Here is a 23,831-nt window from a genome sequence, read left to right on the forward strand (position 1 = left end):
CTGCTCACTTCCGGGTCGTGCGTGCCGCGACCTTGCGCCACTCACTGTCGAGGGTGCGGAGCGCGGCGTCCGCGTCTCCGCTGGCGAGGAACGCCTGGAGGGTGGGGTTGAGCGGGATGCTCGCGGGGATCTGGTGGTCGACGAAGCCGATCAGGCGGCCCTGCTCGAAGTAGGGCTGCAGCTCGGCGAGCGTCGGGTCGCTGTTGGGGGCGGCGCCGACGAGCGGCGAGAACGCGGCCTGGCTCTGCACGTAGGGCTCGACCACGGCGGGGTCGAGCAGGAAGGCGACGAAGCGGCGGGCGGCCTCGAGCTTCGGAGTGCCGCGGCCGATCGCGACCGCGACGTCGACTCCGGAGGTGACCTTCGTGTCGGCGGGGTCGTCGAGCACGGGGTAGGGGAAGACGCCGAGATCGATGTCCGGGTTGTTCGTGCGGACCGGGTTGATCGCCCAGATGCCCTGCGGGTACATCGCGGCCTCGCCGGCGGCGAAGGCCTGGTTGCCGTCGTCGTAGCCGCGGCCGAAGGAGCCCTCCTGGGTGTAGGAGAAGAGCCGGCCGAGGCGCTCCATCGCCAGCGCGTAGTCCTTCGAGAAGGAGACGGGCGAATCGGGGCCCAGGTCGGCTCCCTCGGCGCGCATCGCGTCGAAGAAGCCCTCCGGCTGCAGCTGGCCGGCCAGGGCGTTGAAGGCCGGGGCGCCGGTCCAGTTGTCGAGCAGCGCGCCGTAGAACGGGGTGATGCCGGCGGCGACGAGGGTGTCGCAGACGGCGATCAGCTCGTCCCAGGTGGTCGGCACCTCGATGCCGTTGTCGGCGAAGATCGTGCGGTTGTAGAGGATGCCGTCGGCGTTGTTGGCGAAGGCGAGCGCGTTGATCTCCTCGCCGTTGAAGCTGCCGAGGGCGTCGATGATCTCGAGCGCCGCCGGGTTCACCCGCTCGACGAGCTCGTCGCCGGTGAAGTCGTGGAAGACGCCGGCCTTCGCCAGATCGGCGTAGTAGCCGGAGCCGTTGAGGGTGAGGACGTCGGGGATCTTGTCCTTCACGAGCAGCGTGCGCAGGGCGGTGTCCGGGTCGGGCACGTTGTTGGCGATCACGCGGATGTCGGGGTTGGCGGCCTCGAACTGCGCGATGATCCGGGCGAAGTCCTCGACGGCCTCGGCCTTGAACTGGAAGAAGTCGAGCGTGGTGACGCCGCTCTCCGCGCCGGGCGAGGCGCAGGAGGCGAGGGCGGCGATCGAGGCGGCGGACGCGGCGGCCGAGAGGAAGAGGCGCCGGGACAGGGCGCCGGGCGGCGGGACGTGGCGAGGGGTCATGGGTGGGGCGCCTCCTTGCGCGGGGGGGGTGAGGGACTGCAGGACGGTGGATCTCGATACGCCCGCGGAGCGGGCTACTCGATCAGCAAGAGGGGGGCCGCGGTGCGGGCTGCTCGATCAGCAAGAAAGCGGGTGCGGCCCGAGGAAAAAAAGCGGGTGCGGCCCGCGGAGCGGCACCCTCTTGCTGGTCGAGTAGCCGCGGAGCGGCGTATCGAGACCGCGCGCCTGCAGGACGGTGGATCTCGATACGCCCGCGGAGCGGGCTACTCGATCAGCAAGAGGGGTGCGCGGAGCGGGCTGCTCGGTCGGCGAAGGCGGCCCGCGGAGCGGGCTGCTCGATCAGCAAGAAGCGGAGCGGGCCGCTCGAGCGGCGCGGGCTACTCGACGGCGGTGGCGGTCAGGACGACGAGGGACTCCGGGTTCAGGACGGGGGTCTGCAGGCCGACCGTCGCGAGGACGCGGCCGGTGAGGACGGTGTCGTGGAGGGTCCAGTCGAGGGGCGACTGGCCGGGCCCGCCGAGCGGTGCGGACACCGGGGCGAGTCGGACGGCGTAGGCGGTGTCGGGATCGAGTCCCGGGAGAGTGAGCCGCCCGGGCGGGTAGCTCTCCCCCGTGCGGAGCTGGGCGAGGACGAAGAGGGCGGACGCGCGGTCGGCGGCGACGACTCCGGAGAGCGAGGCCGCGTCGTCGGCGAGGTCGGCGCGGACGACGGTGCCGCTGTGCAGCAGGTCGCGGTGCTCGCGGTGGAAGGCGACCCAGCGGGTCAGCTCCTCCTCCACGGCGGGCTCGAGGGCCGAGACGTCCCACTCGATGCCGAGGTGGCCGGTCAGCGCGGTGCCGGCGCGGAACGCGAGCGAGTGCGTGCGCTGGGTGGAGTGCGCCTGCGGTGGGCCGATGTGCTGCCCCATCAGCTCGGGCGGGACGACCAGCTGCGTGTACGGCTGGATGGTCTGCCGCTCGAGCGGGTCGTTGCAGTCGCTGGTCCAGATGCGGTCGGTGCGGGCGAGGATCCCGAGGTCGACGCGGGAGCCGCCGGACGCGCAGGACTCGATCTCGAGGCCGGGGTGCCGGGCGCGGAGCTCGTCGAGCAGCCGGTAGAGCGCGAGGACGTTCTCGTGCACGGCCGCGCGGCCGGTGGCGGGCGAGACCGCCTCGATCAGGTCGCGGTTGTGGTCCCACTTGAGGTAGGCGATCGGGTACTCCGTCACCAGCGCGTCGAGGGCGGCGAGCACGTGCTCGTACGCGCCGCGCTGGGAGAGGTCGAGGACCTGCTGCTGGCGCGCCGAGTGCGGGAGGTGGCCGGCCGGGCCGAGGATCCACTCCGGATGCGCGCGGGCGAGCTCGGAGTCGGGGCTGATCATCTCGGGCTCGACCCAGAGGCCGAACTGCATCCCCAGGCCGGTGACCGCCTCGATGATCGGCGAGAGGCCGCGCGGCCAGACGTCCGGGTCGACGGTCCAGTCTCCGAGGCTGGTCGTGTCGTCGCGCCGGCCGAGGAACCAGCCGTCGTCGAGCACGAACCGCTCCACTCCGATCCGCGCGGCGCTCTCGGCGAGCGCGGTGAGGCCGGCGAGGTCGTGGTCGAAGTAGACGGCCTCCCAGGTGTTGAGGGTGACGGGCCGCGGAGTGACGGGGTGCTGCGCGCGGGTCCGGAGCGACGCGTGGAACCGGGCCTGCAGGGCGTTCAGCCCGTCGCCCCAGGAGCCGTAGGCGACCGGCGTCTCGTAGCTCTCGCCCTGCGCGAGCTCGATCTCGGCGGGGCGGAGCAGCTCGCCGGTCGCGACCAGCGAGACGCCCTCGACGGTGCGCTCGGCGCGGATCGCGGCGTTGCCGCTCCAGCCGAGGTGCACGCCGTGCACGAGCCCGCGCTCCCAGCCGAAGCCCGGAGTGCCGACGGCGAGGAGGAGCGTCGCGTCGGCGCCGGGACGCCCGCGGCGCGTGCTGCGGGTGTGCTCGCCGATGGTGAGCGGGCGGCGCTGGGGGTGGCGCTCGCGGAGGTGGTGGCCGGTGGTGTCCAGGATCTCGCGGGCGGTCGCGGGGAGGGGGAAGCCGAGGTCGAGGCGCTCGAGGCGGAAGGGGCGCTCGTCGAGGTTCTCGACGCGGGCGCGTTGGGTGAGCAGTCCGGAGCCGTCGACCTCGACGTCGATCGTGACGCGCAGGCGGGCGCCGACGGCGACGACGCGGAGGGCGGCGCCGAGGCTCTCGAGGCTCTCGACGACGAAGCGCTCGCTCGCGGTCTCGCGCTCGTGCGTGCCCTCGAGGGTCGGCGCGTGCTGCCAGCCGTCCGCCTCGACGGCGACGAGGCCGAACGGGGCCGGGGCGTCGAGGCCGCCGGAGACGCGCTGCGGCACGGCGGCCGCGGCGAGCGCCGATAGTTCAGCGGCGGAAAGATGGCCGAGGTCGGCGCCCCAGTGCACGATCGCCGGGAAGGCGGCGGTGCGGGCGTCGACGACCACGCTCGTTCCTCCGCTGCGGAGGTGGAGGACGCGGTCGGCGGCGGATCCGAGGGACTCGGGGGTGCTCGTCGGTGCGGTGCTGCGCTGCATGCGTTAGTTCTACGGCAGAAGTAATAGGGCTGTCAAGAGGGCGGATGTGGTCGATGAGACCCGTTCGCGGGGTGGCGGTCGAGTAGCTTCGTGTCGGAACGGAAAGAAGGGCGGCAGCATGGCGATGACGGACACCGTCGCGGCGGAGGACGGCGCCGGCACCTCGGCGGAGCTCCTGGCCCGCGAAGTGCTCATCCACGGGCCGATCTCGCGCGCGGACCTCGGCCGGCGGCTCGGCCTCTCCCCCGCCAGCCTCACCCGGCTCACCCGCCCCTTCCTCGAGAGCGGCCTCTTCGTGGAGGGCGCCGAGCAGAGCGCGGGGGTCGGCCGGCCGGCCCGCCCGCTCGACATCCGCCCGGAGGCGCTGCGCTTCGCGGGCGTGAAGATCACCGGCACCGAGGTGCTCGCCGTCCGCACCGATCTGCGGGCGCAGACCGAGCGCGGGCTGGTCCGGACGCTGCCGGGGACCTCGCCGCGGGAGGTGATCGCCGCGGTCGTGGCCGTGGTCGAGGAGCTGGGCGGGGCCTCCGCCTTCGCCGGGCTGGGCGTCACGATCGGCGGAAGCGTGGACGCGGCGGGGCGGGTACGGCGCGCGCCGTTCCTCCGCTGGCGCGACGTCGACCTCGCCGGGCCGCTGTCGGCGGAGCTCGGGCTGCCGGTGGCGCTGGAGAACGACGTCGTCGCGCTCACCGCGGCCGAGCACTGGTTCGGGCGCGGGCGCGGGCTCTCGCACTTCGCGGTCCTGACGATGGGCGCGGGCGTCGGCTACGGACTCGTGGTGCACGACCGCGTCGTCGCGCCGCCGGCCGCGGGCCTCGGGCTCGGCGGCCACTTCCCGCTCGACCCGGGCGGGCCGGTCTGCGAGGCGGGGCACCGCGGCTGCTCGACGGCGATGCTGACGCTGCCGTCGCTGACGCGGCAGCTCTACGTGGCGACCGGGCGCGAGCTGACGCTGGCCGAGGGCTTCGCGCTGGCGCGCGAGGGCGACGAGGCGGCCGCGCGGATCCTCGAGGACTCGGCCCGGGCGCTCGGCACGATGATCTCGGCGATCGCGAACCTGGCGATGGTCGACACGGTGATCCTGGCCGGCGAGGGCGTGGCGCTCTACTCGGAGCAGTCGGCGCTGGTGGACGCGGCGATCGCGGCCGTCCGCGATCCGGACGCCGACGCGCCCACGCTGCTGGTCGACGACGGCGGCCTGATCGAGTGGGCCCGCGGCGCCGCGGCGACGGCGATCCAGCGCCTGCTCCCCCGCATCGCCGGCCCGGTGCAGTAGCGCGCGAGACGTCCCGCTCCGGTCGAGGCGTCCCGGTGCTGCGGGACGCCTCGACGGTTCAAGGACGCCTCGGCGGGCGCGTCAGGCGCCGGGGGTCAGCAGGCCGCTCTCGTAGGCGGCGATGACGAGCTGGGCGCGGTCGTGGGCCGAGAGCTTGGTCATGATGCGGTTGACGTGGGTCTTGGCGGTGTGCGGGGAGATGACGAGGTCGTCCGCGATCTCCTGATTGGAGCGGCCGCGCGCGACGAGCAGCAGGACCTCGCGCTCGCGGTCGGTCAGCTGGGCGAACTCCGGCGGCTCGACGAGCGGCGGCGACGCCTGCGGGGCGAGGACGTAGCGGGTGATCAGGCTGCGGGTCGCGGCGGGCGAGAGCAGGCTGTCGCCGGCGTGCACGGCGCGGACGGCGGCGGCGATCTCCTCCGGCTCGGCGCCCTTGCCGAGGAAGCCGCCGGCTCCCGCGCGCAGGGCGGCGATCAGGTACTCGTCCTCCTCGAAGGTCGTGAGGATCAGGACCTTCGTCGCCGCCAGCTCCGGGTCGGCGCAGATCAGGGCGGTGGCGCCGATGCCGTCGAGCTCGGGCATGCGGATGTCCATCAGGACGACGTCGGGGCGCAGGCGGGTCGCCAGCTCGACGGCCTCGCGGCCGGTGCGCGCCTCGCCGACGACCTCGATGCCGCTCTCGCCGCCGAGGATGTCGGTGACGGCCTGGCGGATCAGGGGCTGGTCGTCGACGACGAGGACGGTGGTCATCGCGGGTCCTCCGCTGGGGACGATGGGGTCGGCGGGAGTGACGCCGCCGGCACGACCGCCGCCTGCGGCAGCGGCAGCGACGCCGCCACCCGGTAGCCGACCGGCGTCGCTCCCGTCACCACCGTGCCGCGGACGGAGGCCACGCGCTCCCGGAGTCCGAGCAGCCCGTGCCCGCTGCCGCGCTCGGGGTCCGCACCCGCGACGGCCGCGACCGGGTTCGCCACGACGATCTCGACGCGCTCGTCCGCCACCGCGACGAGGACGTGCGCGCGGTGCTCGGCGCCGTGCTTGTGGGCGTTGGTGAGCGCCTCCTGGACCACGCGGTAGGCGACGAGATCGACCGCCCCCTGGACGCGCTCGAGCGCGCCCTCGGTGCGGACGGTGACCTGCAGGCCGTCCTCGCCGAAGCGGCGGACGAGCTCGTCGAGCCGGTCGAGGCCGGGCTGCGGCGCCGTGCCGGCCGCCTCGTCGGTGCGGAGGACCTCGAGGAGGTCGCCGATCTCGCCGAGCACCGACCGGGCCGCACTGCGGATCGTGCTCAGCGCCTCGCGCGCCTTCTCGGGCCGGGAGTCGAGCGCGGAGCTCGCGACCCCTGCGTTGAGGCTGATCACCGAGATCTGATGCGCGACGGCGTCGTGCAGATCGCGGGCGATGCGCAGCCGCTCCTCGCTGACGCGGCGCCGCGCCTCCGACTCCCGGGTCTGCTCGGCTCGCTCCGCCCGCTCCGTCACCGCGACGATGTACTCCCGGCGCGAGCGCGTCGCGTCGCCGGCTGCCGCCGCGAAGAGGACCGTGACGGCGTACTGCACCGCCCGGGCGTCGAGCGGGCTCACCGCCGCGCCGACGACGCTCAGGAGCACCACCGCGACCACCGTGACCCCGGTCACGACGAGACCGACCCGGCGGGAGCTGCGGTTCGTCACCGCGAACATCGCGATCGCCGTCGCGAGGACGACGCCCGGCGCGAGCAGGCCGAGGATCGCCGCGGCGGCGGACAGCGCGACGATCGCCGCGAGCACCGGGATCGGCCGGCGCCGCCGCAGCGTCAGCAGGACCGCCGGCGCGAGCACGATCGCGAACTCGAGCAGGCCCGAGGGCCGCTGAGCGGACCCCTGGAACGGCGCGAACGCCGCGGCGACGATGATCGCGGCCGCGAGGGCGTCGCCGAGCCGGGACCGCAGCCGCGGGTGGGCCTGCATCCGCGGCGTCATCCCCACATCCTGGCGGAGTGCGCGCGCAGCGGCGTCACCCCGCCGCGGTGCTCCGCCTACCGCGACCGCGGTACGGCGGGGACACCCTGCGAGGGACGCGCGATCGGGCGGCGCCGCCCAGGCTGGAGGGGCCGCCCCGGAACCCGCCGGGCGGCGGAGGGAGTCCCATGAGCACGCCCATCATCTCGGTGAGAGACGTCCGCAGGTCGTACGGCCGAGGCCAGAACCGCTTCGAGGCGCTGAAGGGCGTGAGCTTCGACATCCAGGAGGGCGAGAGCGTCGCCATCGTCGGCAAGAGCGGCTCGGGCAAGTCGACCCTGATGCACCTGCTCGCGCTGCTCGACGCGCCCAGCACCGGCGTGGTCGAGCTCGAGGGAGTGGACACCGGCACGCTCAAGGGGCGCCGGCTCGACGTCACCCGCAACCGCACCTTCGGCTTCGTGTTCCAGCAGTTCTTCCTCACGCCGAACGCGTCGGTGCTCGACAACGTGGTGCTGCCGATGAAGATCGCCGGGATCGGCCGGGCGGAGCGCAAGCGCCGCGGCCTCGCCGCGCTGGCCCAACTCGAGCTCGACGACAAGGCCGGCAGCAGGGCCGTCGACCTCTCCGGCGGGCAGAAGCAGCGGACGGTCATCGCCCGCGCGCTCGTCAACAACCCGCGCATCCTGTTCGCGGACGAGCCGACCGGCAACCTGGACACGACGACCGGCGGAGTGGTCGAGGACATCCTCTTCGCGCTCAACCGCGAGAACGGCATCACCCTGATCGTGGTCACCCACGACGAGGAGCTGGCCGCGCGCTGCGACCGGCGGCTGATGATCCGCGACGGCCTGCTGGTCGAGGACTCCGCGGCGGTGGCCGCATGAAGGCCGTCGACCTGATCGGGACCGCGATCGCCAACACCTTCCGCTCCCGGACGCGCACGCTCCTGACGATCCTCGCGATCTTCGTCGGCGCGTTCACCCTGACCCTCACGAACGGGCTCGGCACCGGCATCAACGCCTACATCGACGACACCGTCGACGGAGTCGGCGCCTCGGACGTGATGACCGTGTCGAAGACCTCCGAGTCGGCGACGGGCCTCGGCTCCGGGCCGGTCGAGTACGACCCCGACGCGGTCGCGAGCGGGGCGGCGGGGCCTCCCGGGCAGACCGTCGTCGCGCTGACCCCGGCCGACCTCGACACGCTCGCCGGAGTCGAGGGCGTGCTCGACGTGCAGGCGGTGAAGTCGATCTCGGCCGACTACGTGGCCGCCGGCGACGACGGCGCGAAGTACGTGATCGGGATCGGGAGCCTCGTGGAGGGGCAGACCGTCCAGCTCGCCGCGGGGGCCGGCCTCGACGACGCGTCGACGCAGCTCCAGGCCGTGCTGCCGGTGTCCTACGTCGAGCCGCTCGGCTTCGCGGACGACGCGGCGGCCGTCGGGACGACCGTGTCGATCGGCCTCACCGACGCGCAGCGGACGCCGCACGTGGTCGAGGCGACGATCGTCGGCGTCGCGGAGGAGAGCATCGCGGGAGCGGGCGGGGGCCTCGTCACCAACGACGCGCTCACCGACGCGCTGTTCACGACGCAGAGCATCGGCGTGCCGGCGGACCAGGTCGATCGCTTCGCCCAGGCCAGCGTGCGCTTCGACGCCGCGGCGGACGACGAGCAGGTCACCGCGCTGAAGGACCGCCTCGCGGACGCCGGCTACACCGGCACCACGGTCGCGGACCAGCTCGGCACGATCAAGGCCGTCGTCGACGGGATCGTGCTGGTGCTCAACGCCTTCGCGGTGATCGCGCTGCTGGCGGCGAGCTTCGGCATCGTCAACACGCTGCTGATGAGCGTGCAGGAGCGCACCCGCGAGATCGGCCTGATGAAGGCGATGGGGATGGGCAGCGGACGGGTGTTCGCGCTCTTCAGCATCGAGGCGGCCTTCATCGGCTTCCTCGGCAGCGCGATCGGCGCGCTGCTGGCGGTGGCGGCCGGGACCGGGCTGAGCGGGGTGCTCTCGGGCTCGCTGCTCTCGGACCTGCCGGGGCTGACCCTGATCGCGTTCGACCCGGTGTCGATCCTGACGGTGGTGCTCGTGGTGATGCTGATCGCGTTCGTGGCGGGGACGCTGCCGGCCGCGCGGGCGGCGCGGGCGGATCCGGTGCAGTCGCTGCGGTACGAGTAGCACCCCGGGGCCTGCCGCTGCAGAACATCGGCTGAGCGTGCGGCTCATCGCTCAGGGGCGATGAGGAGGCGTCTCAGCCGATGTTCTGCGTCCGTCAGCGGCCTCCGGCTCCGCTGCCCTCGTACTCCGCGTCGGTGATGTGCTCGGCCCAGGCCGTGGTCGTCGACGGGTCGTCGGCGGCCTCGAGCACGGCGAGGTGCTCCATGAAGACGCCGGGCGCAGAGGCGTGCCAGTGCTCCTCGCCGGGCGGGGTGTAGAGGGTCTGGCCGGCGTGCACCTCGAGGATCGTGCCGTCGCGTCCGCCGAAGCGGGCGACGCCCGAGGTCACGTGCAGGTACTGGCCGCGGGCGTGCGAGTGCCAGGCGGTGCGCGCGCCGGGGGCGAAGCGCACCCGGGCCATCGTGGTGCGCTGCTCGGCGTCGTGCGGCACGACGATGGTGTCGAGCCAGACGTCGCCGGCGAACTGCTCGGGCGGGTTCTTGACGGTGGGGGTCGTCGGTTCGATGTTCACGGGGTCCTTCTTCCGGGACGGACGGGCGGGGCGGGCTGGCGTCTCCGTCGCCACGCTAGGCCGGAGTCGGAGCACGGGACAGGCCCTGGCGGTACACGTTCCGGCAGGGCCTCGCTCGCGCGTGCACAGCGGTGTGGAGTGGTCGGGATCCCCCTTCCCCCAGCCCCGAGGAGACCCCGTGCCCGAGACCACCCCCAGCCCGCTCCGCGCCACCATCGGCGACCTCGCTCCGAAGATCGTCCAGCTCACCGAGGACGTGCTCTTCGGCGACGTGTGGGAGCGCCCCGAGCTCGCCAAGCGCGACCGCAGCCTGCTCACGCTCTCCTCGCTGCTCACCGGCGGGAGCACGGTGCAGCTCGACGCGCACATCCGCATCGGCCGCGACAACGGGCTGACCGAGGCCGAGATCGTCGAGGCGTTCACCCACCTCGCCTTCTACGCCGGCTGGCCCAAGGCGCTCTCGGCGATCGACGTCGCGAAGCGCGTCTTCGCGGAATGAGCACGCGCCGCAGCACGCGCCGCAGCACGCGCCGCTCCGTCTCGGAGCCGCTCGTAGGGTGGTCCCGGAACGACCTCGACGAGCGGAGACGACGATGACGAACGCGCAGGACGACGAGCGCCGCCAGGCGGTGGCGGGGCCGACCCGCTTCTTCGGCGACGAGGCGTTCGAGGACGACGGCGGCACGACGCTCCGCTGGCTCGGCATGGCCGGGTTCCTGCTCACCTCGCGCGGCAGCTCGCTGATGATCGATCCGCTGCTCGGCGGCTTCGACATGCCGGTGCTGATCGACTTCCCGATCGCCGCCATCGCCGTGCCGCGGCTGGACGCGGTGCTGGTGACGCACAGCGACAACGACCACTTCAGCCGGCCGACCTGCCGCGAACTCGCGCCGGTGACGACCGCGTTCCACTCGACGCGGTACGTCGCGTCGGAGATGACCGCCGAGGGGCTGCCGGCCCACGGGCACGGGATCGACGACGCGTTCGAGGTCGGCGGTGTGAGCGTCCGGCTCACCCCGGCCGACCACGCCTGGCAGAACGCGTTCCCCGAGCCGGGGCAGCGCTTCTTCGAGGAGGAGGACGCCTGCGGCTTCTGGCTCGAGACGCCGGACGGCACGGTCTGGGCGCCGGGCGACTCGCGGCTGATCCGCGAGCACCACCTGACCGGGCCGAGCCCCGACGTGATGCTCTTCGACTTCTCGGACAGCGAGTGGCACTTCACCTTCGAGGGCGCGATCGAGATGGCGGACGCGCATCCGACGTCGCAGCTGCTGCTGCACCACTGGGGCTCGGTGGACTCGCCGGACTTCGCGCCGTTCAACGGCGACCCGGCCGACGTGCTGCGGGCGGTGACGCATCCGGAGCGGGTGCACGTGCTCGCTCCTGGCGAGCCCTTCCGGCTGGGCTGAGAGGCCGGGCTGGGCTGAGGAGTCCGGCTGAGCGGCCTGGCGGACGGGCCGGCGGTCCCCGAGCTCAGACCGCCGGCTGCGCCGCGGGGAGCACCAGGGCCGAGCGGCGGCCGAGAAGCCAGACCGTGAGCGCGAAGCCGCTCAGCACGGCGCCGGCGATGCAGACCGCGCCCCAGCCGCCGTGGGTCCAGAGGAAGGACGCGAGGGCCGAGCCGAGCGCGCCGCAGACGAAGTTGGTCGTGACGAACGCGGTGTTCAGCCGGCTGCGCGCCGACGGGTCGACCTGGAACATCCGCGACTGCACCAAGATGTTGTGGCCCTGGATCGCGACGTCGAGCACCAGGATCGCGACGATCACGGCCACGATCGAGCCGCCTCCGATGCCCGCGATCACGAAGGACAGCAGCACCGCCGCCCAGGCGACGCCGATCGCCGGGAGCGCCAGGCCGCGGTCGTGCAGGTGCCCGGCGCGCTGCGCGGCGATGGCGCCGGCGAGGCCGATCAGGCCGAAGAGGCCGATCGTGCCGACGTCGAAGGAGAACGGCGGGGCGCTGAGCAGGAAGGTCAGCGAGGTCCAGAACATCGTGAAGACCGCGAAGGACGTGCCGCCGAGGGCGAGGCTCCAGCGCACCGAGCGCTCGCGGCGGACGATCGCGAAGACGGAGGCGATCAGGGCCGGGTAGCGCAGGCGGGTCCGCGGCGGGAGCGACGGGATGGCCCGGGCGAGCAGGACCGCGAGCACGACGCCCGCGACCGCCGCGACCACGTAGACGGTGCGCCAGCCGGCGGCCTGGGCGATGAGGCCGCTGATCGTCCGCGAGACGAGGATGCCGGTCAGGATGCCCGAGACGACGGTGCCGACGACCCTGCCGCGGGTGGCGTCGTCGGCGAGGTCGCCCGCGAGCGGGGCGAGGATCTGGCCGGCGACGGTGGTCAGGCCGACGAGGGCGAGGGTCGCGACGAGCACGGCGAAGGTCGGGGCGAGCGCGCAGGCGAGCAGGGCGAGGGAGGCGCAGAGCATCGCGGCGGGGACGAGGACGCGGCGGTCGAGCACGTCGCCGAGCGGGACGAAGAGGAGCACGCCGAGGGCGTAGCCGAGCTGCGTCGCAGTGACGAGCCAGCCCGCGGATCCGGTGCTCGTGCCGAGGTCGGTGGCGAGGAAGTCGAGCAGCGGCTGGGCCCAGTAGAGGTTGCCGACGGCGACGCCGCCCGCGATCGCGAAGAGGAGGGTGGTGCGGCGGTTCACTCGGCGGTCCTGTCGGCGGGGGCGGGGTGCGCGGCGGGGGTGTCGGCGCTCTGGGTCGCCGACCAGCTCGCGAGCAGCTTCAGGGCGTCGTCGCTCGGCGAGCCCGGCTCGGCGCTGTAGATGAGGAAGTCGAGGCCGGGGTCGCCGAGCGGCTCGAAGGCCTCGTAGCTGAGGTGCAGGTCGCCGACGATCGGGTGGTGGAAGAACTTGCTGCCGCTGGCGTGGTGGCGCACCTCGTGGGCGCCCCAGCGGGTGCGGAACTCGTCGCTCCGGGTGGACAGCTCGCCGACGAGGGCCTGGAGGTCGGCGTCGTGCGGGGCGCGGCCGGCCTCGGTGCGGAGGATGCCGACGGTGATGTCGGCGGCGGTGCTCCAGACCGGGTAGAACGCCTCCGCCAGCTCGCGCTGCAGGAAGGCGAAGCGGGCGAGGTTGACCGGGCGCTCCGGGAGCGCGTAGAGGTCGGCGTAGAGCGCGCGGAACAGGTCGTTCTCGACCAGGACGTCGAGCCGGCCGTTGCGGACGAAGGCGGGGGCCGAGGTGATCGACTCGACCGCGAGCCGCATGCTCGGCCGGACGGCGGCGGGCGCGCGTCGGCGGGAGCGCAGCGGCGAGCGCTCGGCGGTGCGGGCGAGATCGAAGAGGTGCTCGCGCTCGGCGCGGTCGAGGCGCAGGGCGTCGGCGAGCGCCGTCAGCACCGACTCGGACGCGCCGCGGAGGTCGCCGCGCTCGAGCCGGGAGTAGTACTCGATGCTCACGCCGGCCAGCTGGGCCACCTCGCTGCGGCGCAGGCCCGGCACGCGGCGGTGGCCGCCGGCGGGCAGCTCGACCTGCTCGGGGGTCAGCCGGGCCCGGCGGGAGGTCAGGAAGTCGCGCGCCTCGGGGTCGTTCGTCATGCCAGTCACGCTACGGCGCGGTGGCGCGCGGAGGGATGCCCTGCGGGGGCACCTCCTGCTGATCGAGGTGCGCGCGGAGCAGCCGAAGCATGGGCCGCTGGAGGACGTGGGTCTCGATACGCCCCTTCGGGGCTACTCGACCAGGATGAGCAGGGCTGCGGGGCTGCTCGACCAGCAGGCAAGGGCCCATGGCCTGCTGCGCGTGGCGATGCATGCTGATCGAGTAGCCCGCGGAGCGGGCGTATCGAGATCCACCACCGTCGGACGGCGACTCTGCAGAATCGCCCTGCTGATGACGGCGGGTCTCGATACGCCCCTGCGGGGCTACTCGACCAGCATGCACGGGCCGACGTCGTGCGACGGCGAAGGCGTCAGGGGCGGTCGAGGCGGGGGGCCGCGGCCAGCAGGCGGCGGGTGTAGGCCTCGCGCGGGGCGCCGAGGACGGCGGCGGCCGGGCCGGACTCGACGAGGCGGCCGTCGCGCATGACGGCGATGCGGTCGCTCATGTGCGCGATGACGCCGAGGTCGTGCGAGATCAGGAGCAGGGCGAGGCCGTGGCGGCGCTGGAGGTCGTCGAGGAGGTCGAGGATCTGCGCCTGCACCGAGACGTCGAGGGCCGAGACCGGCTCGTCGCAGATCAGGACGTCGGGGCGGGTGGCCAGGGCGCGCGCGATCGAGACGCGCTGGCGCTGCCCGCCGGAGAGGGTGCGCGGCGAGCGCCGCTCCAGCGACGCGGCGAGGCCGACGCTCTCGAGCAGGGCCGGCACCGACTCCGCCCCGGCGTCGCGGAGCAGCCGGCCGACGCTCCAGCGCGGATCGAACGACGACAGGCTGTCCTGGTAGACCGCGCCGATCCGCGGGCGGAGGGGTCGCCGCGCGCGCTCGGTCGCCGCCGACCACGGGCCGCCGTCGAACTCGACCGAGCCCGCGTCTGGGCGGCGCAGTGCGAGCAGCAGCCGGGCGACCGTGCTCTTGCCCGAGCCGGACTCGCCGACGAGGCCGAGGGTCTCGCCGCGGCGCAGCTCGAGGCCGACGCCGTCGACGGCGGTGCGGGTGCCGCCGCCGGGGCGGGGGAATCGGGTGACCAGGTCGGCCGCGCGCAGCAGCAGCTCGCCGGGCGGCGCGGGCGGGACGACGGGTGCGTCCGGATCGGTCAGCCGCGAGCCGCGCGGCCGCCCGGCCGGGACCGCGGCGACGAGCGTCCGCGCCTGGACCGACTCCGGCGCGCGCAGCACCCGCTTCGCCGGGCCGTCCTCGACCACCCGGCCGTCCGCGAGCACCAGGATCCGGTCGGCGAGCCCGGCGACGACGGCGAGGTCGTGCGAGACCAGCAGCAGCGCCCGGCCGCGCGCCTTCTGCTCGGCGAACAGCTCGAGCACCCGCGCCTGCACGGTGACGTCGAGGGCGGTGGTCGGCTCGTCGGCCACCAGCAGCGGCGGGTCGAGCGCGATCGCGGCGGCGAGCAGCGCGCGCTGGCGGAGTCCGCCGGAGAGCTCGCCGGAGCGGTCGCGCATCCGCTCCTCCGGGTCGGGCATGCCGACGCTCGCGAGCACCTCGGCCACCCGCGCCGACGCCTCCGCCGCGGACAGCCGGGAGTGCAGGCGCAGCACGTCGCCGATCTCGCGGCCGACCGGGCGCAGCGGATCGAGCGAGAGCAGCGCGTCCTGCGGCACGAAGCCGACTCCGGCACCGCGGAGGCGCCGGAGGGTCCGCGCGCCCGCGCCGATCACCTCCTGGTCGCCGACCCGGACGCTCCCGGTCGCCACTCCCCCGCTCAGACCCAGGAGCGCCCGCGCGGTGACGCTCTTGCCCGAGCCGGACTCGCCGACGATCGCGACGCACTCCCCCGGCTCGATCCGGAAGGACACCCCGTGCACGACCTCGACGCCGTCGAAGGCGACGCGGAGGTCCTCCACCACGGCGGCACTGCCCGCGCGCCCGGCGCTCATCGCGCACCCCGCAGTCGGCCGCCGAGGACCGTCGTCGCGAGCGTGGTCAGCACGATCGCGAGACCCGGGAAGACCGTCAGCCACCAGGCGCTCGAGAGGTAGGTGCGGCCCGCGGAGAGCATCGCGCCCCACTCCGGCGCCGGCGGCTCGGCCCCCAGGCCGAGGTAGCTGAGCGCCGAGGCCCAGACGATCGCCTGCCCGACGCCGAGCGTCGCCAGCACCGCGAGCGGGCCGAAGGTGTTCGGCAGGACGTGCGCGAGCAGGATCCGCGGCGCGGAGTGGCCGAGCACGCGCGCCGCCTCGACGTAGCCGGAGTCGCGGATGCCGAGCAGCTGGGTCCGGAGGATGCGCGCGTAGCCGGGCGCGGTCGAGAGGCCGACCGCGACCGTCGCGGGGACGACTCCGGGGCCGGTGACCACGATGACCAGCAGCGCGAGCAGCAGCGCGGGGAAGGCGAAGAGGACCTCGAGGACCCGGTCGATCACGCCGTCGACGAAGCGGCCGCCGAACGCCGCGGCGACGCCCAGCACGGCGCCGAGCACGAGGCCGATGGCGGTGGCGCTGACGCCGATCAGGAGGGAGGCTCCGGCGCCGGAGATCAGGCGGCTCAGGACGTCGCGGCCCGACTCGTCGGTGCCGAGGAGGTGCGCGGCGGAGGGCGGGTCGAAGGCGTCGCGCGGGGCGATCGCAAGCGGGTCGAACGGGGCGAGGAAGCCGGGGGCGACGGCCGCGAGCAGCAGGAGGACGACGAAGGCGAGGGCGAGCAGCTCGCCGACGCGGAGGCGGCCGGCGGCCCGGCGCGCGGGGCGGGCGGCGCGCAGCTCGAGCTCGCTCATGCGCGGGCCTCCTGCGGGCGGGCGGCAGCGAGGCGCGGGTCGACGAGGCGGGCGACGAGGTCCGTGGCGAGGGTGACGACGATGTAGGCGAGGGCGGTGACGAGCACGACGCCGGTGACGACGGGCACGTCGCGGACGGTCACCGCGGCCAGCAGCGTCCGGCCGAGGCCGGGTCGGGCGAAGATCGTCTCGACCACCACCGCGCCGCCGATCAGGTAGCCGAACGCCCAGCCCGAGAGCGAGACGCCCGGCAGCACCGCGTGCCGGAGCGCGTGCCGGAGCCGGATGCCGAGCTCGCCCTCGCCGCGGGCGCGGGCCGCGAGCACGAACGGCGACTCCAGCGCGTCGAGGAGGGAGCGGCGCATCACCTGGCCGAGGAAGCCGGCGAGCGGGATCGCGAGGGTCAGCGCGGGCAGCACGAGGCCGTTCGCGGAGCCGGTGCTGACCGGCGGGAACCAGCGCAGCGCGGTCGCGAAGACGGCGATCAGCACGGTCGCGAGCCAGAAGTGCGGGAGGGCGGCGGCGGTCAGCTCGAGGCCGGAGCCGATCGCGGCGGCGACCCGGCCGCCTCGGGTGGACCAGAGCGCAGTGGCGAGGGCGAGGATCCAGGCGAGGGTCAGCGCGAGCGCGGCCAGCAGGAGGGTGCCGGGCAGCTGCTGGGCGAGCAGGTCGGCGACGGGGGTGCGCAGGGAGTAGGACGTGCCGAGGTCGCCGCGGGCGAGGCGGCCGAGCTGGGTGAGGTACTGCACGAGGAGCGGCTGGTCGAGGCCGTACTGCTCGCGGACCGCGGCGAGCGCCTCCGGCGATGCCTGCGAGCCGGGGCCGCCGAGGATCGCCTGCGCGGGGTCGCCGGGGATGAGGCGGATGAGGAAGAACACGGCTGTCGCGACCGCCCAGAGCACCACGAGCGCGCCACCGAGGCGGAGGAGGAGGCGGCGGATCATCGGGGCTCCTCTCGGGGTGCGGGTTCTGGCGGGTGGGTCTCGATACGCCGCTTCGCGGCTACTCGACCAGCATGAAGGAGGAGGCTGCGCCGCTGCTCGACCGGCAGGCGACCCCTGCTGATCGAGTAGCCCGCGGAGCGGGCGTATCGAGATCCACCGTGCTGGACACGGCGGGTCTCGATACGCCCGCGGCGCGGCTACTCGACCAACATGGGGGCCGCTGCGGGGCTGTCCGACCAGCACGGGGGCCGCCGCTCGACCGGCGTGCGGATCATGCTGATCGAGTAGCTCTCGCAGAGGGCGTATCGAGATCCACCGTCCGACGGGCGCCGAGCGTCAGAGCCAGGCGTCCGCGAACCAGGGGGTCGAGACGGTGGCCAGGGCGGCGACGCCCTGGACGGCCGAGCGGTGCAGGTAGTGGTTCTGCTGGTCGTAGAGCGGCAGGATCCAGTAGCCCTCGAGCACGATCCGCTGGGCCTGCGAGTAGAGGTCGGCGCGCTCGGTCTCGTCGACGGTCGCGCTCGCCTGCTCGAGCAGGGCGTCGAGGGCGGGGTCGTTCACCTGGGCGTGGTTGGCGAAGTAGCCGCTCGGAGCCGGGGTGATGCCGGAGGACGCGTAGAGGGTGCGCAGGACGTCCGGTCCGACCTTCGTGTACGGCGCGCTGACCAGCTCGTACTCGTTCGCCGCGAGCGCGGTGTACCAGCTGGAGAGGTCGAGCAGGCTGATCTGCACGTCGAAGCCGGCGACCTTCGCCGACGCCTGGATCTGCTCGAACAGCGACTGCTCAGCCGGGATCGACTGGTTGGTGCTGACCGGCAGACGCAGGACGAGCGGAGCGCCGTCCTTCTCGCGGATGCCGTCGCCGTCGGAGTCGACCCAGCCCGCGGCCGTGAGGAGGTCCTCCGCGGCGGCGATCTCGTCGTCCGAGCCGGCGTCCTCGAAGAGCGACGGATCGGAGTAGGCGGTCGCCTCGCTGCTCGACAGCGGCGAGTACGAGCGCTCGGCGGTGCCGAAGAAGAGGGAGTCGATGGCGTCGTTGACGCCGACGGCGCGGATGAACGCCTCGCGCACGCTCTGGTCGTCGAACGGCGCCTGGCCGGAGTTGAGCTCGAGGCGGTTCACCGAGCCGGGGCGGGGCGCATCGATCTCGACGAGGTCGGAGGCGTCGGTGGCGGCCGCGAGCGTGTCGGGCTGGGCGTTGTCGATCACGTCCACCTCGCCCGCCTGCAGTGCCGCGTAGCGGGTGGCGGAGTCGGGGATGAAGCGCCAGGTGATGCTCGAGAGGTAGGCGGGGCCGTCGTGGCCCTCGCCGGTCGGGCCCGTGGCGGCGTCGTAGTCGTCGTTGCGGGTGAGGGTCACGTGGTCCTGCTTGACCCACTCCGTCACCGTGAACGGGCCGGTGCCGACGGGCGCCTCGCAGTTGGCCTCCTCGCCGCGGGCGATGCCGGTGGGCGACTCGATCGCGGTCCACGGCTGCGAGAGCGACTCGAGCAGCGCACTGTCGGGGGCGCTGAGGGTGAAGCGGGCGACGGTCGGCGAGACGGCGGTGACCGACTCCACCTTCGCGACGGCGAGGTAGCCGGTGGAGGACTTGGTCGCCGGGTCCTGCAGGTGCTCGATGTTGGCGGCGACCGCGTCGGCGTCGAGCGGGGTGCCGTCGGTGAAGGTGAGGCCCTCGCGGAGGGTGAAGTCGTAGCTGAGCGCGTCGTCCGAGACGGTCCACGACTCCGCGAGCCACGGGGTGATGGTGCCGTCGTCGCTGCGCGAGACGAGCGACTCCAGGACCTGGGTCGCGAGCAGCGCCTGCGGGTAGTTGCCGCCGACGTGCGGGTCGAGGCAGGTGGGCTCGGCGTCGCCGGTCGCGTAGGTGAGGACGCCGTCGGCGACCGGGGTGCTGGAGTCTCCCCCGGCGTCGCCGTCGGAGGCGGCGGTGCAGCCGGTCAGCAGGAGGGCGGAGGCCGCGAGGGCGGCGAGGGCGGAACGGCGCAGAGTCATGGCGGCTTTCGTCAGGAGGGGGAAGCCGCGTTTCTTGGACCCGGCCCACTAAACGCTACCAGCGCGCTCAGCCTCTGGGCGGAGGTCCCCCCGTTCTGCCCGTCTCCGCGAGATGCCACTTATGAGCGCGACACGCCGTGAGAAGTGCACACAACTGGCATCTCGCGGGGAGGGGCGGACGCGGGGGTCAGCCGGAGGTCGAGGCGCGGACGACGAGCTCGGGCTGGAAGACGACCTGGCGAGGCTCGGACTCGAGGAGCAGCTCGACGGCGGTCGCGCCGATCAGGGCGCTCGGCTGCCGGATGCTCGACAGCGGCACGATGGTCGCGGTCGCGAAGGCGATGTCGTCGTAGCCGATCAGCGCCACGTCCTCCGGCACCCGCACCTCGCCCAGCAGCATCAGCCCCTGCAGCACGCCGACGGCGAGCAGGTCGTTCGCGCAGAAGACGGCGTCGGGGCGGTCGGCGGGATCGCGCTCGGCGAGCGCCCGGCCCGCGGCCCGGCCGTCCAGCACGGTCAGTCCCGGCGTCGGCAGCACCTCGAGCGTCGCGCCCGGCACCGCCGCCACGGCCTCGCGCGCGCCTGCGAACCGGTCCGCGACCTGGCGGATCGACTCCGGCCCGCCGACCACCGCGATCCGGCGCCGCCCGAGCCCGAGCAGGTGCTCGACCGCGAGCCGCCCGCCGGCGACGTCGTCGACCGCGACCGACGAGAACGCGCTGTCCCCCGACTCCCGGTCGACCAGCACGCAGGGGATGCCGTGGGCCCGGAGCCGGTCGAGCCGCGCCGACCCCTCCCCCTGCGGCGAGATCAGCACCCCGCTCACCCGCTGCTCCTCGAACAGATCGAGGTAGGAGTCCTCGCGGTCGGCCTCGGCGTCGGTGCTCGCGAGAAGCACGGAGAGCCCCGCCTCGGCGGCGCGGGCCTGGGCTCCGCGGGCGAGCTCGGCGAAGAACGGGTTGCCGGCGTCGAGCACGACGAGGCCGATGCTGCGGCTGCGCCCGGCGCGGAGCTGGCGGGCCGCGTCGTTGCGGACGAAGCCGAGCTCGGCGATCGCGGACTGCACCCGGCGGACGGACTCGGCGCCCACCTTCTCGGGGCGGTTGAGCACGTTCGAGACGGTGCCGACCGAGACACCGGCGCGAGCGGCGACCTCGCGGACACTGATGGACGGCACATCGTCTCCTCGGGTCGTCGCGGGTCGCAGGGCTGCGCGCGATCCGGGAATCATCTCATCCGGCGGCACCGCAGGCGTGCCCCCTCTCTGCAGGCCTTTGACAGCCCGGGAAGCGGAGCGATACGCTCGGCCCACGGCGCTGTGAAACGATTCATACGGTGCCGCCCGGTCGGCGTCCGCCGCACGGCCGGATCGCCCCGCACAGAAGGACCCCGCCGTGACCGACCTCAGCCCCGACATCCTCCGCCAGCTCGAGCAGCAGGCGATCGAACTGCCCTCGTGGGCGTTCGGCAACTCCGGTACCCGCTTCAAGGTGTTCAGCACGCCGGGCACCCCGCGGACCATCGAGGAGAAGATCTCGGACGCGGCGAAGGTCAACGAGCTGACCGGCCTCGCGCCGAGCGTCGCGCTGCACATCCCGTGGGACAAGGTGGACGACTACGCGGCGCTGGGCGAGTTCGCCGCGTCGAAGGGCGTCGCGCTGGGCACGATCAACTCGAACACCTTCCAGGACGACGACTACAAGTTCGGCTCGCTCACGCACTCCGACCCGGTGATCCGCCAGAAGGCGATCGACCACCACCTCGCCTGCATCGACATCATGGACGCGACCGGCTCGCGCGACCTCAAGATCTGGCTCGCCGACGGCTCGAACTACCCGGGCCAGCAGGACATCCGCGGCCGTCAGGACCGCCTCGCCGACTCGCTCGCCGCGATCTACGAGCGCCTCGGCACCGAGCAGCGCCTGGTCCTGGAGTACAAGTTCTTCGAGCCCGCGTTCTACCACACGGATGTTCCGGACTGGGGCACCTCCTACGCTCACGTCGCCGCGCTCGGCGACCGCGCGCTGGTCTGCCTCGACACCGGACACCACGCGCCGGGCACCAACATCGAGTTCATCGTCGCCCAGCTGCTGCGCCTTGGGAAGCTCGGCTCGTTCGACTTCAACTCGCGCTTCTACGCCGACGACGACCTGATCGTCGGAGCGGCCGACCCGTTCCAGCTCTTCCGCATCCTCTACGAGGTCGTGCGCGGAGGCGGCTACGGCCCGGACTCGCCCGTCGCCTTCATGCTCGACCAGTGCCACAACGTCGAGGACAAGATCCCCGGCCAGATCCGCTCGGTGCTCAACGTGCAGGAGATGACGGCGCGCGCGCTGCTCGTCGACCGCGCGGCCCTCGAGGAGGCGCAGCTCGCCGGCGACGTGCTCGGCGCGAACGGGATCTTCATGGACGCCTTCTACTCCGACGTCCGCCCGGCCCTCGCGGCCTGGCGCTCGGAGCGCGGGCTGCCGGCCGACCCGATGGCGGCGTATGCGGGGTCCGGCCACGCGCAGGCCATCGCGGAGGAGCGCGTCGGCGGCACGCAGTCGAGCTGGGGCGCGTAGGTCTCGGCGGGAACGCGTGCACAACTGAGGATGGAAGGGCCGATCCGACCGTTTCTCGAGGGATTCGGGGCTTTCAGCCTCAGTTGTGCACGGCGGCGGGGTGTGACCGGCCGGCGAGCCGGGTCCTTAGCGCCGTCGGGTGCGGGATCCGGGGGGCCGATCGGGCCGTCCGGCTGACAGAGATGAACTCCGGCTCGCGGAACGAGCTCCGGCACGCTCCTTCGCGGCGTTTCGACGAGCCGAAGGTGCTTCCGCGAGCCCGACGTCGCTTCCGCATGACCTCCGGCACGCGGAACGCGCTCCGGCACGCGAAGTCGCGGCGTTTAGACGAGCCGGACGTGTTTCCGCGAGCCTGAGGTGGCTCCGGCACGTTCCGGCACGCGGAACGAGTGCCGGCACATGGAATCGCGGCGTTTCGACGAGCCGGAGGTGTTTTCGCGAGCCCGACGTCGCTTCCGCATCCTCCGGCACGCGGAACGAGCCTCGGCACGCAGAATCGGCCCGTTTCGACGAGCCGGAGGTGTTTCCGCGAGCCCGACGTCGCTCCGACGCCTTCCGGCACGCAGAAGCAGCTCCGGCTTGTGGAATCGCGGGATTCTCGCGAGCCGGAGGCGATTCCGCGAGCCGGAGGTCGTGCCCGGGGTCAGAGTGCCGCCCGGAGGCCGTCGACCAGGTCGTGCTGCGCCTCCCGGCCCGCGCGGGTCGGCACCAGCGGGTACACGTGCAGCTGGCCGACCGCCTCGTGCAGCTCGAACGGCACACCGGCCGCCGCCGCCTTCTCGGCGAGGACGTGCGCGTCGGGGTTCAGGACGTCGCGGGTGCCGGTGTAGACGCTCAGCGGTCCGAGGCCGGCGAGGTCGCCGAAGAGCGGACTGACGATCGGGTCGAGCAGATCGAGCTCGCCGCGCCACTTCTCGGCGAGCACGCGGCCGCCCGGCGTGCCGAGCCACGGATCGCTCGGCTGCACCTCCGGGATGCGCGGGTTGCTCCAGGAGAGATCGAGCGCGGGCGAGATCAGCGTGGTCGACGGCAGGACGACGCCCTCGTCGCGGAGGGCGAGGGCCGTCGACAGCGCGATCTGGCCGCCCGCCGAGTCGCCGGCGAGCGCCGTCGCGCCGTACCGGTCGAGACTCCGGTGCACCAGCGCGCGGACGCCGTCGCGCGCCTCGAGGGCCGTGCCGAACGGGACCAGCGGGTAGATCGGCAGGGTGACCGCCGCAGAGGCCTCGTCCGCGATGCGCGCCGCCAGCCACCAGTGCTGCGGCGCGATCTCGTTGACCCAGCCACCGCCGTGGGCGTAGACGACCCCGCCGCGGATCCGCTGCGGGCGGATCGTGTAGACCGGCCAGCCGCCGACCTGCTCGACGTCGACGCGCACTCCGGGCCGCAGCCGCGGGGGCGGGCCGAAGCGGGCCGGCCGGAGGGCGTTCTGGCGGATCCGGCGGCGAGCGCCGTCCGCGCTGACGAACGTGCGGTTGGCGCGGGCCAGGCGCAGGGCGAGCGGGACGAGGGCGTCGGGGACGGCGAGGGGCATGCCCCAGCATCTCCCGCAGGGATCAGCGGAGCCTGGGCGCTCCGGCGAGCGGCGGATGCGGGCGCGGGTCCCCTCGGGGCGGGAGCACTGTCCGGCACGGGTGACGAGCGTCGGCTCGGAGGAAGCGGTCGGAACCACGAGCCGGAGGTGATCTCGCGAGCAGGAGGTGGGGAGGACTCCGGTGTCGACGACCGGTGCCACGCCTCAGTCGCCGCCGCCGTCCGCGCCGCCGCCGTCCGAGGAGCCGCCGTCCGAGGAGCTGCCGTCGTCGGCACGGCCGTCGCGGGTGTCCGACCCGCTCGAGGTGCCGTCGGCCGTCGCGGCGGTCGAGCCGCCGTCCCGTGAGGCCGGGCGCGTTCCCGGTGCACCCGCGCGCATCCGCAGGACGGTCGCGATGACCGATCCGACCACCGCGATGGCGACGACGAGGGCGACGAGCGCCGCGATCTGCTGGTTCTCCACGTCCGGCTCCTGACTGCGTGAGTGAATCCTCAGCGTCACCGTAGCGAGCGGGGCTGGACGAGGGCGACGGGACGGAGGCCGCGCAGAACATCAGCCAGGAGTGATTCTCGTCGCCGATGGGCGATGACGGACGCTCTCGGCTGATGTTCTGCCGAGCGGCGGGTCTCGATACGCCCCTGCGGGGCTACTCGACCAGCATGCAGAGGCGCCTGCGGGGCTGCTCGACCAGCAT

20 protein-coding genes are annotated in these 23,831 nt (G+C 73.8%); 6 read left to right on the forward strand and 14 right to left on the reverse strand.

The features are described 5' to 3' along the window. Window positions 1-4: 4 nt before the first annotated feature. On the reverse strand, window positions 5-1,309 hold the full coding sequence (locus MT353_RS07560) for an ABC transporter substrate-binding protein (protein ID WP_243624010.1): 1,305 nt from the start codon (window positions 1,307-1,309) through the stop codon (window positions 5-7). A 377-nt stretch (window positions 1,310-1,686) separates the two neighbouring features. Beyond that, window positions 1,687-3,855, reverse strand: coding sequence for an alpha-galactosidase (locus MT353_RS07565; RefSeq protein WP_123446835.1), 2,169 nt, complete (start codon window positions 3,853-3,855; stop codon window positions 1,687-1,689). Window positions 3,856-3,973: 118 nt separating this feature from the next. Here MT353_RS07565 and MT353_RS07570 point away from each other — a divergent pair, with 118 nt between their 5' ends. After that, window positions 3,974-5,131 carry an ROK family transcriptional regulator gene (locus MT353_RS07570; RefSeq protein ID WP_243624011.1) on the forward strand — a complete coding sequence of 386 codons (1,158 nt, stop codon included), beginning with the start codon at window positions 3,974-3,976 and terminating at the stop codon, window positions 5,129-5,131. Window positions 5,132-5,212: 81 nt separating this feature from the next. Here MT353_RS07570 and MT353_RS07575 read toward each other — a convergent pair whose 3' ends face one another. Further along, the gene (locus tag MT353_RS07575) at window positions 5,213-5,881 is read right to left on the reverse strand and encodes a response regulator transcription factor (protein ID WP_243624012.1); all 669 of its coding nucleotides are present in this window, start codon (window positions 5,879-5,881) and stop codon (window positions 5,213-5,215) included. Next, window positions 5,878-7,092, reverse strand: coding sequence for a sensor histidine kinase (locus MT353_RS07580; protein ID WP_243624013.1), 1,215 nt, complete (start codon window positions 7,090-7,092; stop codon window positions 5,878-5,880). The genes MT353_RS07575 and MT353_RS07580 overlap by 4 nt, the downstream gene beginning before the upstream one ends. Window positions 7,093-7,259: 167 nt before the next feature. Between MT353_RS07580 and MT353_RS07585 the strand changes: the two genes are divergently transcribed. Then, window positions 7,260-7,958, forward strand: a complete 699-nt coding sequence (locus MT353_RS07585) for an ABC transporter ATP-binding protein (RefSeq protein ID WP_127887585.1) — start codon at window positions 7,260-7,262, stop codon at window positions 7,956-7,958. After that, entirely contained in the window at window positions 7,955-9,256 is a 1,302-nt protein-coding gene (locus MT353_RS07590) for an ABC transporter permease (protein ID WP_243624014.1), read from the forward strand. The genes MT353_RS07585 and MT353_RS07590 overlap by 4 nt, the downstream gene beginning before the upstream one ends. Window positions 9,257-9,350: 94 nt before the next feature. Here MT353_RS07590 and MT353_RS07595 read toward each other — a convergent pair whose 3' ends face one another. Then, on the reverse strand, window positions 9,351-9,767 hold the full coding sequence (locus MT353_RS07595; RefSeq protein WP_243624015.1) for a cupin domain-containing protein: 417 nt from the start codon (window positions 9,765-9,767) through the stop codon (window positions 9,351-9,353). A gap of 178 nt (window positions 9,768-9,945) precedes the next feature. On the opposite strand from MT353_RS07595, the gene MT353_RS07600 reads away from it, so the two are divergent. Beyond that, on the forward strand, window positions 9,946-10,266 hold the full coding sequence (locus MT353_RS07600; RefSeq protein WP_123705558.1) for a carboxymuconolactone decarboxylase family protein: 321 nt from the start codon (window positions 9,946-9,948) through the stop codon (window positions 10,264-10,266). A gap of 94 nt (window positions 10,267-10,360) precedes the next feature. After that, on the forward strand, window positions 10,361-11,176 hold the full coding sequence (locus MT353_RS07605) for an MBL fold metallo-hydrolase (protein WP_243624016.1): 816 nt from the start codon (window positions 10,361-10,363) through the stop codon (window positions 11,174-11,176). Window positions 11,177-11,240: 64 nt separating this feature from the next. On the opposite strand, the gene MT353_RS07610 is transcribed toward MT353_RS07605, so the two are convergent. The 7 genes from MT353_RS07610 to MT353_RS07640 form a co-directional block, all read right to left on the reverse strand. Continuing rightward, the gene (locus MT353_RS07610) at window positions 11,241-12,422 is read right to left on the reverse strand and encodes an MFS transporter (RefSeq protein ID WP_243624017.1); all 1,182 of its coding nucleotides are present in this window, start codon (window positions 12,420-12,422) and stop codon (window positions 11,241-11,243) included. After that, window positions 12,419-13,315, reverse strand: a complete 897-nt coding sequence (locus tag MT353_RS07615) for a helix-turn-helix transcriptional regulator (RefSeq protein WP_243624018.1) — start codon at window positions 13,313-13,315, stop codon at window positions 12,419-12,421. Before MT353_RS07615 ends, MT353_RS07610 begins: the two co-directional genes overlap by 4 nt. 371 nt (window positions 13,316-13,686) lie before the next feature. Further along, window positions 13,687-15,264: an ABC transporter ATP-binding protein gene (locus tag MT353_RS07620; protein WP_243624019.1), complete on the reverse strand. Its 1,578-nt coding sequence runs from the start codon at window positions 15,262-15,264 to the stop codon at window positions 13,687-13,689. Continuing rightward, entirely contained in the window at window positions 15,261-16,100 is an 840-nt protein-coding gene (locus tag MT353_RS07625; protein WP_243624020.1) for an ABC transporter permease, read from the reverse strand. The genes MT353_RS07620 and MT353_RS07625 overlap by 4 nt, the downstream gene beginning before the upstream one ends. Beyond that, entirely contained in the window at window positions 16,097-17,044 is a 948-nt protein-coding gene (locus MT353_RS07630) for an ABC transporter permease (RefSeq protein ID WP_243624021.1), read from the reverse strand. The genes MT353_RS07625 and MT353_RS07630 overlap by 4 nt, the downstream gene beginning before the upstream one ends. A 336-nt stretch (window positions 17,045-17,380) precedes the next feature. Continuing rightward, a complete protein-coding gene (locus tag MT353_RS07635; protein WP_243582065.1) occupies window positions 17,381-19,039 on the reverse strand; it encodes an ABC transporter substrate-binding protein in 1,659 nt (552 codons plus the stop codon). Between the two features lie 187 nt (window positions 19,040-19,226). Beyond that, entirely contained in the window at window positions 19,227-20,216 is a 990-nt protein-coding gene (locus MT353_RS07640; RefSeq protein ID WP_243624022.1) for a LacI family DNA-binding transcriptional regulator, read from the reverse strand. 217 nt (window positions 20,217-20,433) lie between these two features. Here MT353_RS07640 and rhaI point away from each other — a divergent pair, with 217 nt between their 5' ends. After that, window positions 20,434-21,603, forward strand: a complete 1,170-nt coding sequence (gene rhaI / locus MT353_RS07645; RefSeq protein WP_243624023.1) for an L-rhamnose isomerase — start codon at window positions 20,434-20,436, stop codon at window positions 21,601-21,603. Between the two features lie 643 nt (window positions 21,604-22,246). Here rhaI and MT353_RS07650 read toward each other — a convergent pair. Together MT353_RS07650 and MT353_RS07655 are read right to left on the reverse strand one after the other, a co-directional pair. Next, window positions 22,247-23,137, reverse strand: a complete 891-nt coding sequence (locus tag MT353_RS07650) for an alpha/beta hydrolase fold domain-containing protein (protein WP_243624024.1) — start codon at window positions 23,135-23,137, stop codon at window positions 22,247-22,249. Between the two features lie 204 nt (window positions 23,138-23,341). Continuing rightward, complete coding sequence (locus MT353_RS07655; RefSeq protein ID WP_243624025.1) at window positions 23,342-23,599, reverse strand: hypothetical protein; 258 nt, start codon at window positions 23,597-23,599, stop codon at window positions 23,342-23,344. Between the last annotated feature and the right edge of the window lie 232 nt (window positions 23,600-23,831).

The organism is Rathayibacter sp. VKM Ac-2927, from assembly GCF_022815525.1.
Lineage (GTDB): Bacteria > Actinomycetota > Actinomycetes > Actinomycetales > Microbacteriaceae > Rathayibacter > Rathayibacter festucae.

Excerpts from the sequence above, each read along its gene's own strand:
- MT353_RS07560 (WP_243624010.1), bottom strand. The coding sequence starts at position 1,309 with ATGACCCCTCGCCACGTCCCGCCGCCCGGCGCCCTGTCCCGGCGCCTC.
- MT353_RS07565 (WP_123446835.1), bottom strand. The coding sequence starts at position 3,855 with ATGCAGCGCAGCACCGCACCGACGAGCACCCCCGAGTCCCTCGGATCC.
- MT353_RS07570 (WP_243624011.1), top strand. The coding sequence starts at position 3,974 with ATGGCGATGACGGACACCGTCGCGGCGGAGGACGGCGCCGGCACCTCG.
- MT353_RS07575 (WP_243624012.1), bottom strand. The coding sequence starts at position 5,881 with ATGACCACCGTCCTCGTCGTCGACGACCAGCCCCTGATCCGCCAGGCC.
- MT353_RS07580 (WP_243624013.1), bottom strand. The coding sequence starts at position 7,092 with ATGACGCCGCGGATGCAGGCCCACCCGCGGCTGCGGTCCCGGCTCGGC.
- MT353_RS07585 (WP_127887585.1), top strand. The coding sequence starts at position 7,260 with ATGAGCACGCCCATCATCTCGGTGAGAGACGTCCGCAGGTCGTACGGC.
- MT353_RS07590 (WP_243624014.1), top strand. The coding sequence starts at position 7,955 with ATGAAGGCCGTCGACCTGATCGGGACCGCGATCGCCAACACCTTCCGC.
- MT353_RS07605 (WP_243624016.1), top strand. The coding sequence starts at position 10,361 with ATGACGAACGCGCAGGACGACGAGCGCCGCCAGGCGGTGGCGGGGCCG.
- MT353_RS07615 (WP_243624018.1), bottom strand. The coding sequence starts at position 13,315 with ATGACGAACGACCCCGAGGCGCGCGACTTCCTGACCTCCCGCCGGGCC.
- MT353_RS07620 (WP_243624019.1), bottom strand. The coding sequence starts at position 15,264 with ATGAGCGCCGGGCGCGCGGGCAGTGCCGCCGTGGTGGAGGACCTCCGC.
- MT353_RS07625 (WP_243624020.1), bottom strand. The coding sequence starts at position 16,100 with ATGAGCGAGCTCGAGCTGCGCGCCGCCCGCCCCGCGCGCCGGGCCGCC.
- MT353_RS07630 (WP_243624021.1), bottom strand. The coding sequence starts at position 17,044 with ATGATCCGCCGCCTCCTCCTCCGCCTCGGTGGCGCGCTCGTGGTGCTC.
- MT353_RS07635 (WP_243582065.1), bottom strand. The coding sequence starts at position 19,039 with ATGACTCTGCGCCGTTCCGCCCTCGCCGCCCTCGCGGCCTCCGCCCTC.
- MT353_RS07650 (WP_243624024.1), bottom strand. The coding sequence starts at position 23,137 with ATGCCCCTCGCCGTCCCCGACGCCCTCGTCCCGCTCGCCCTGCGCCTG.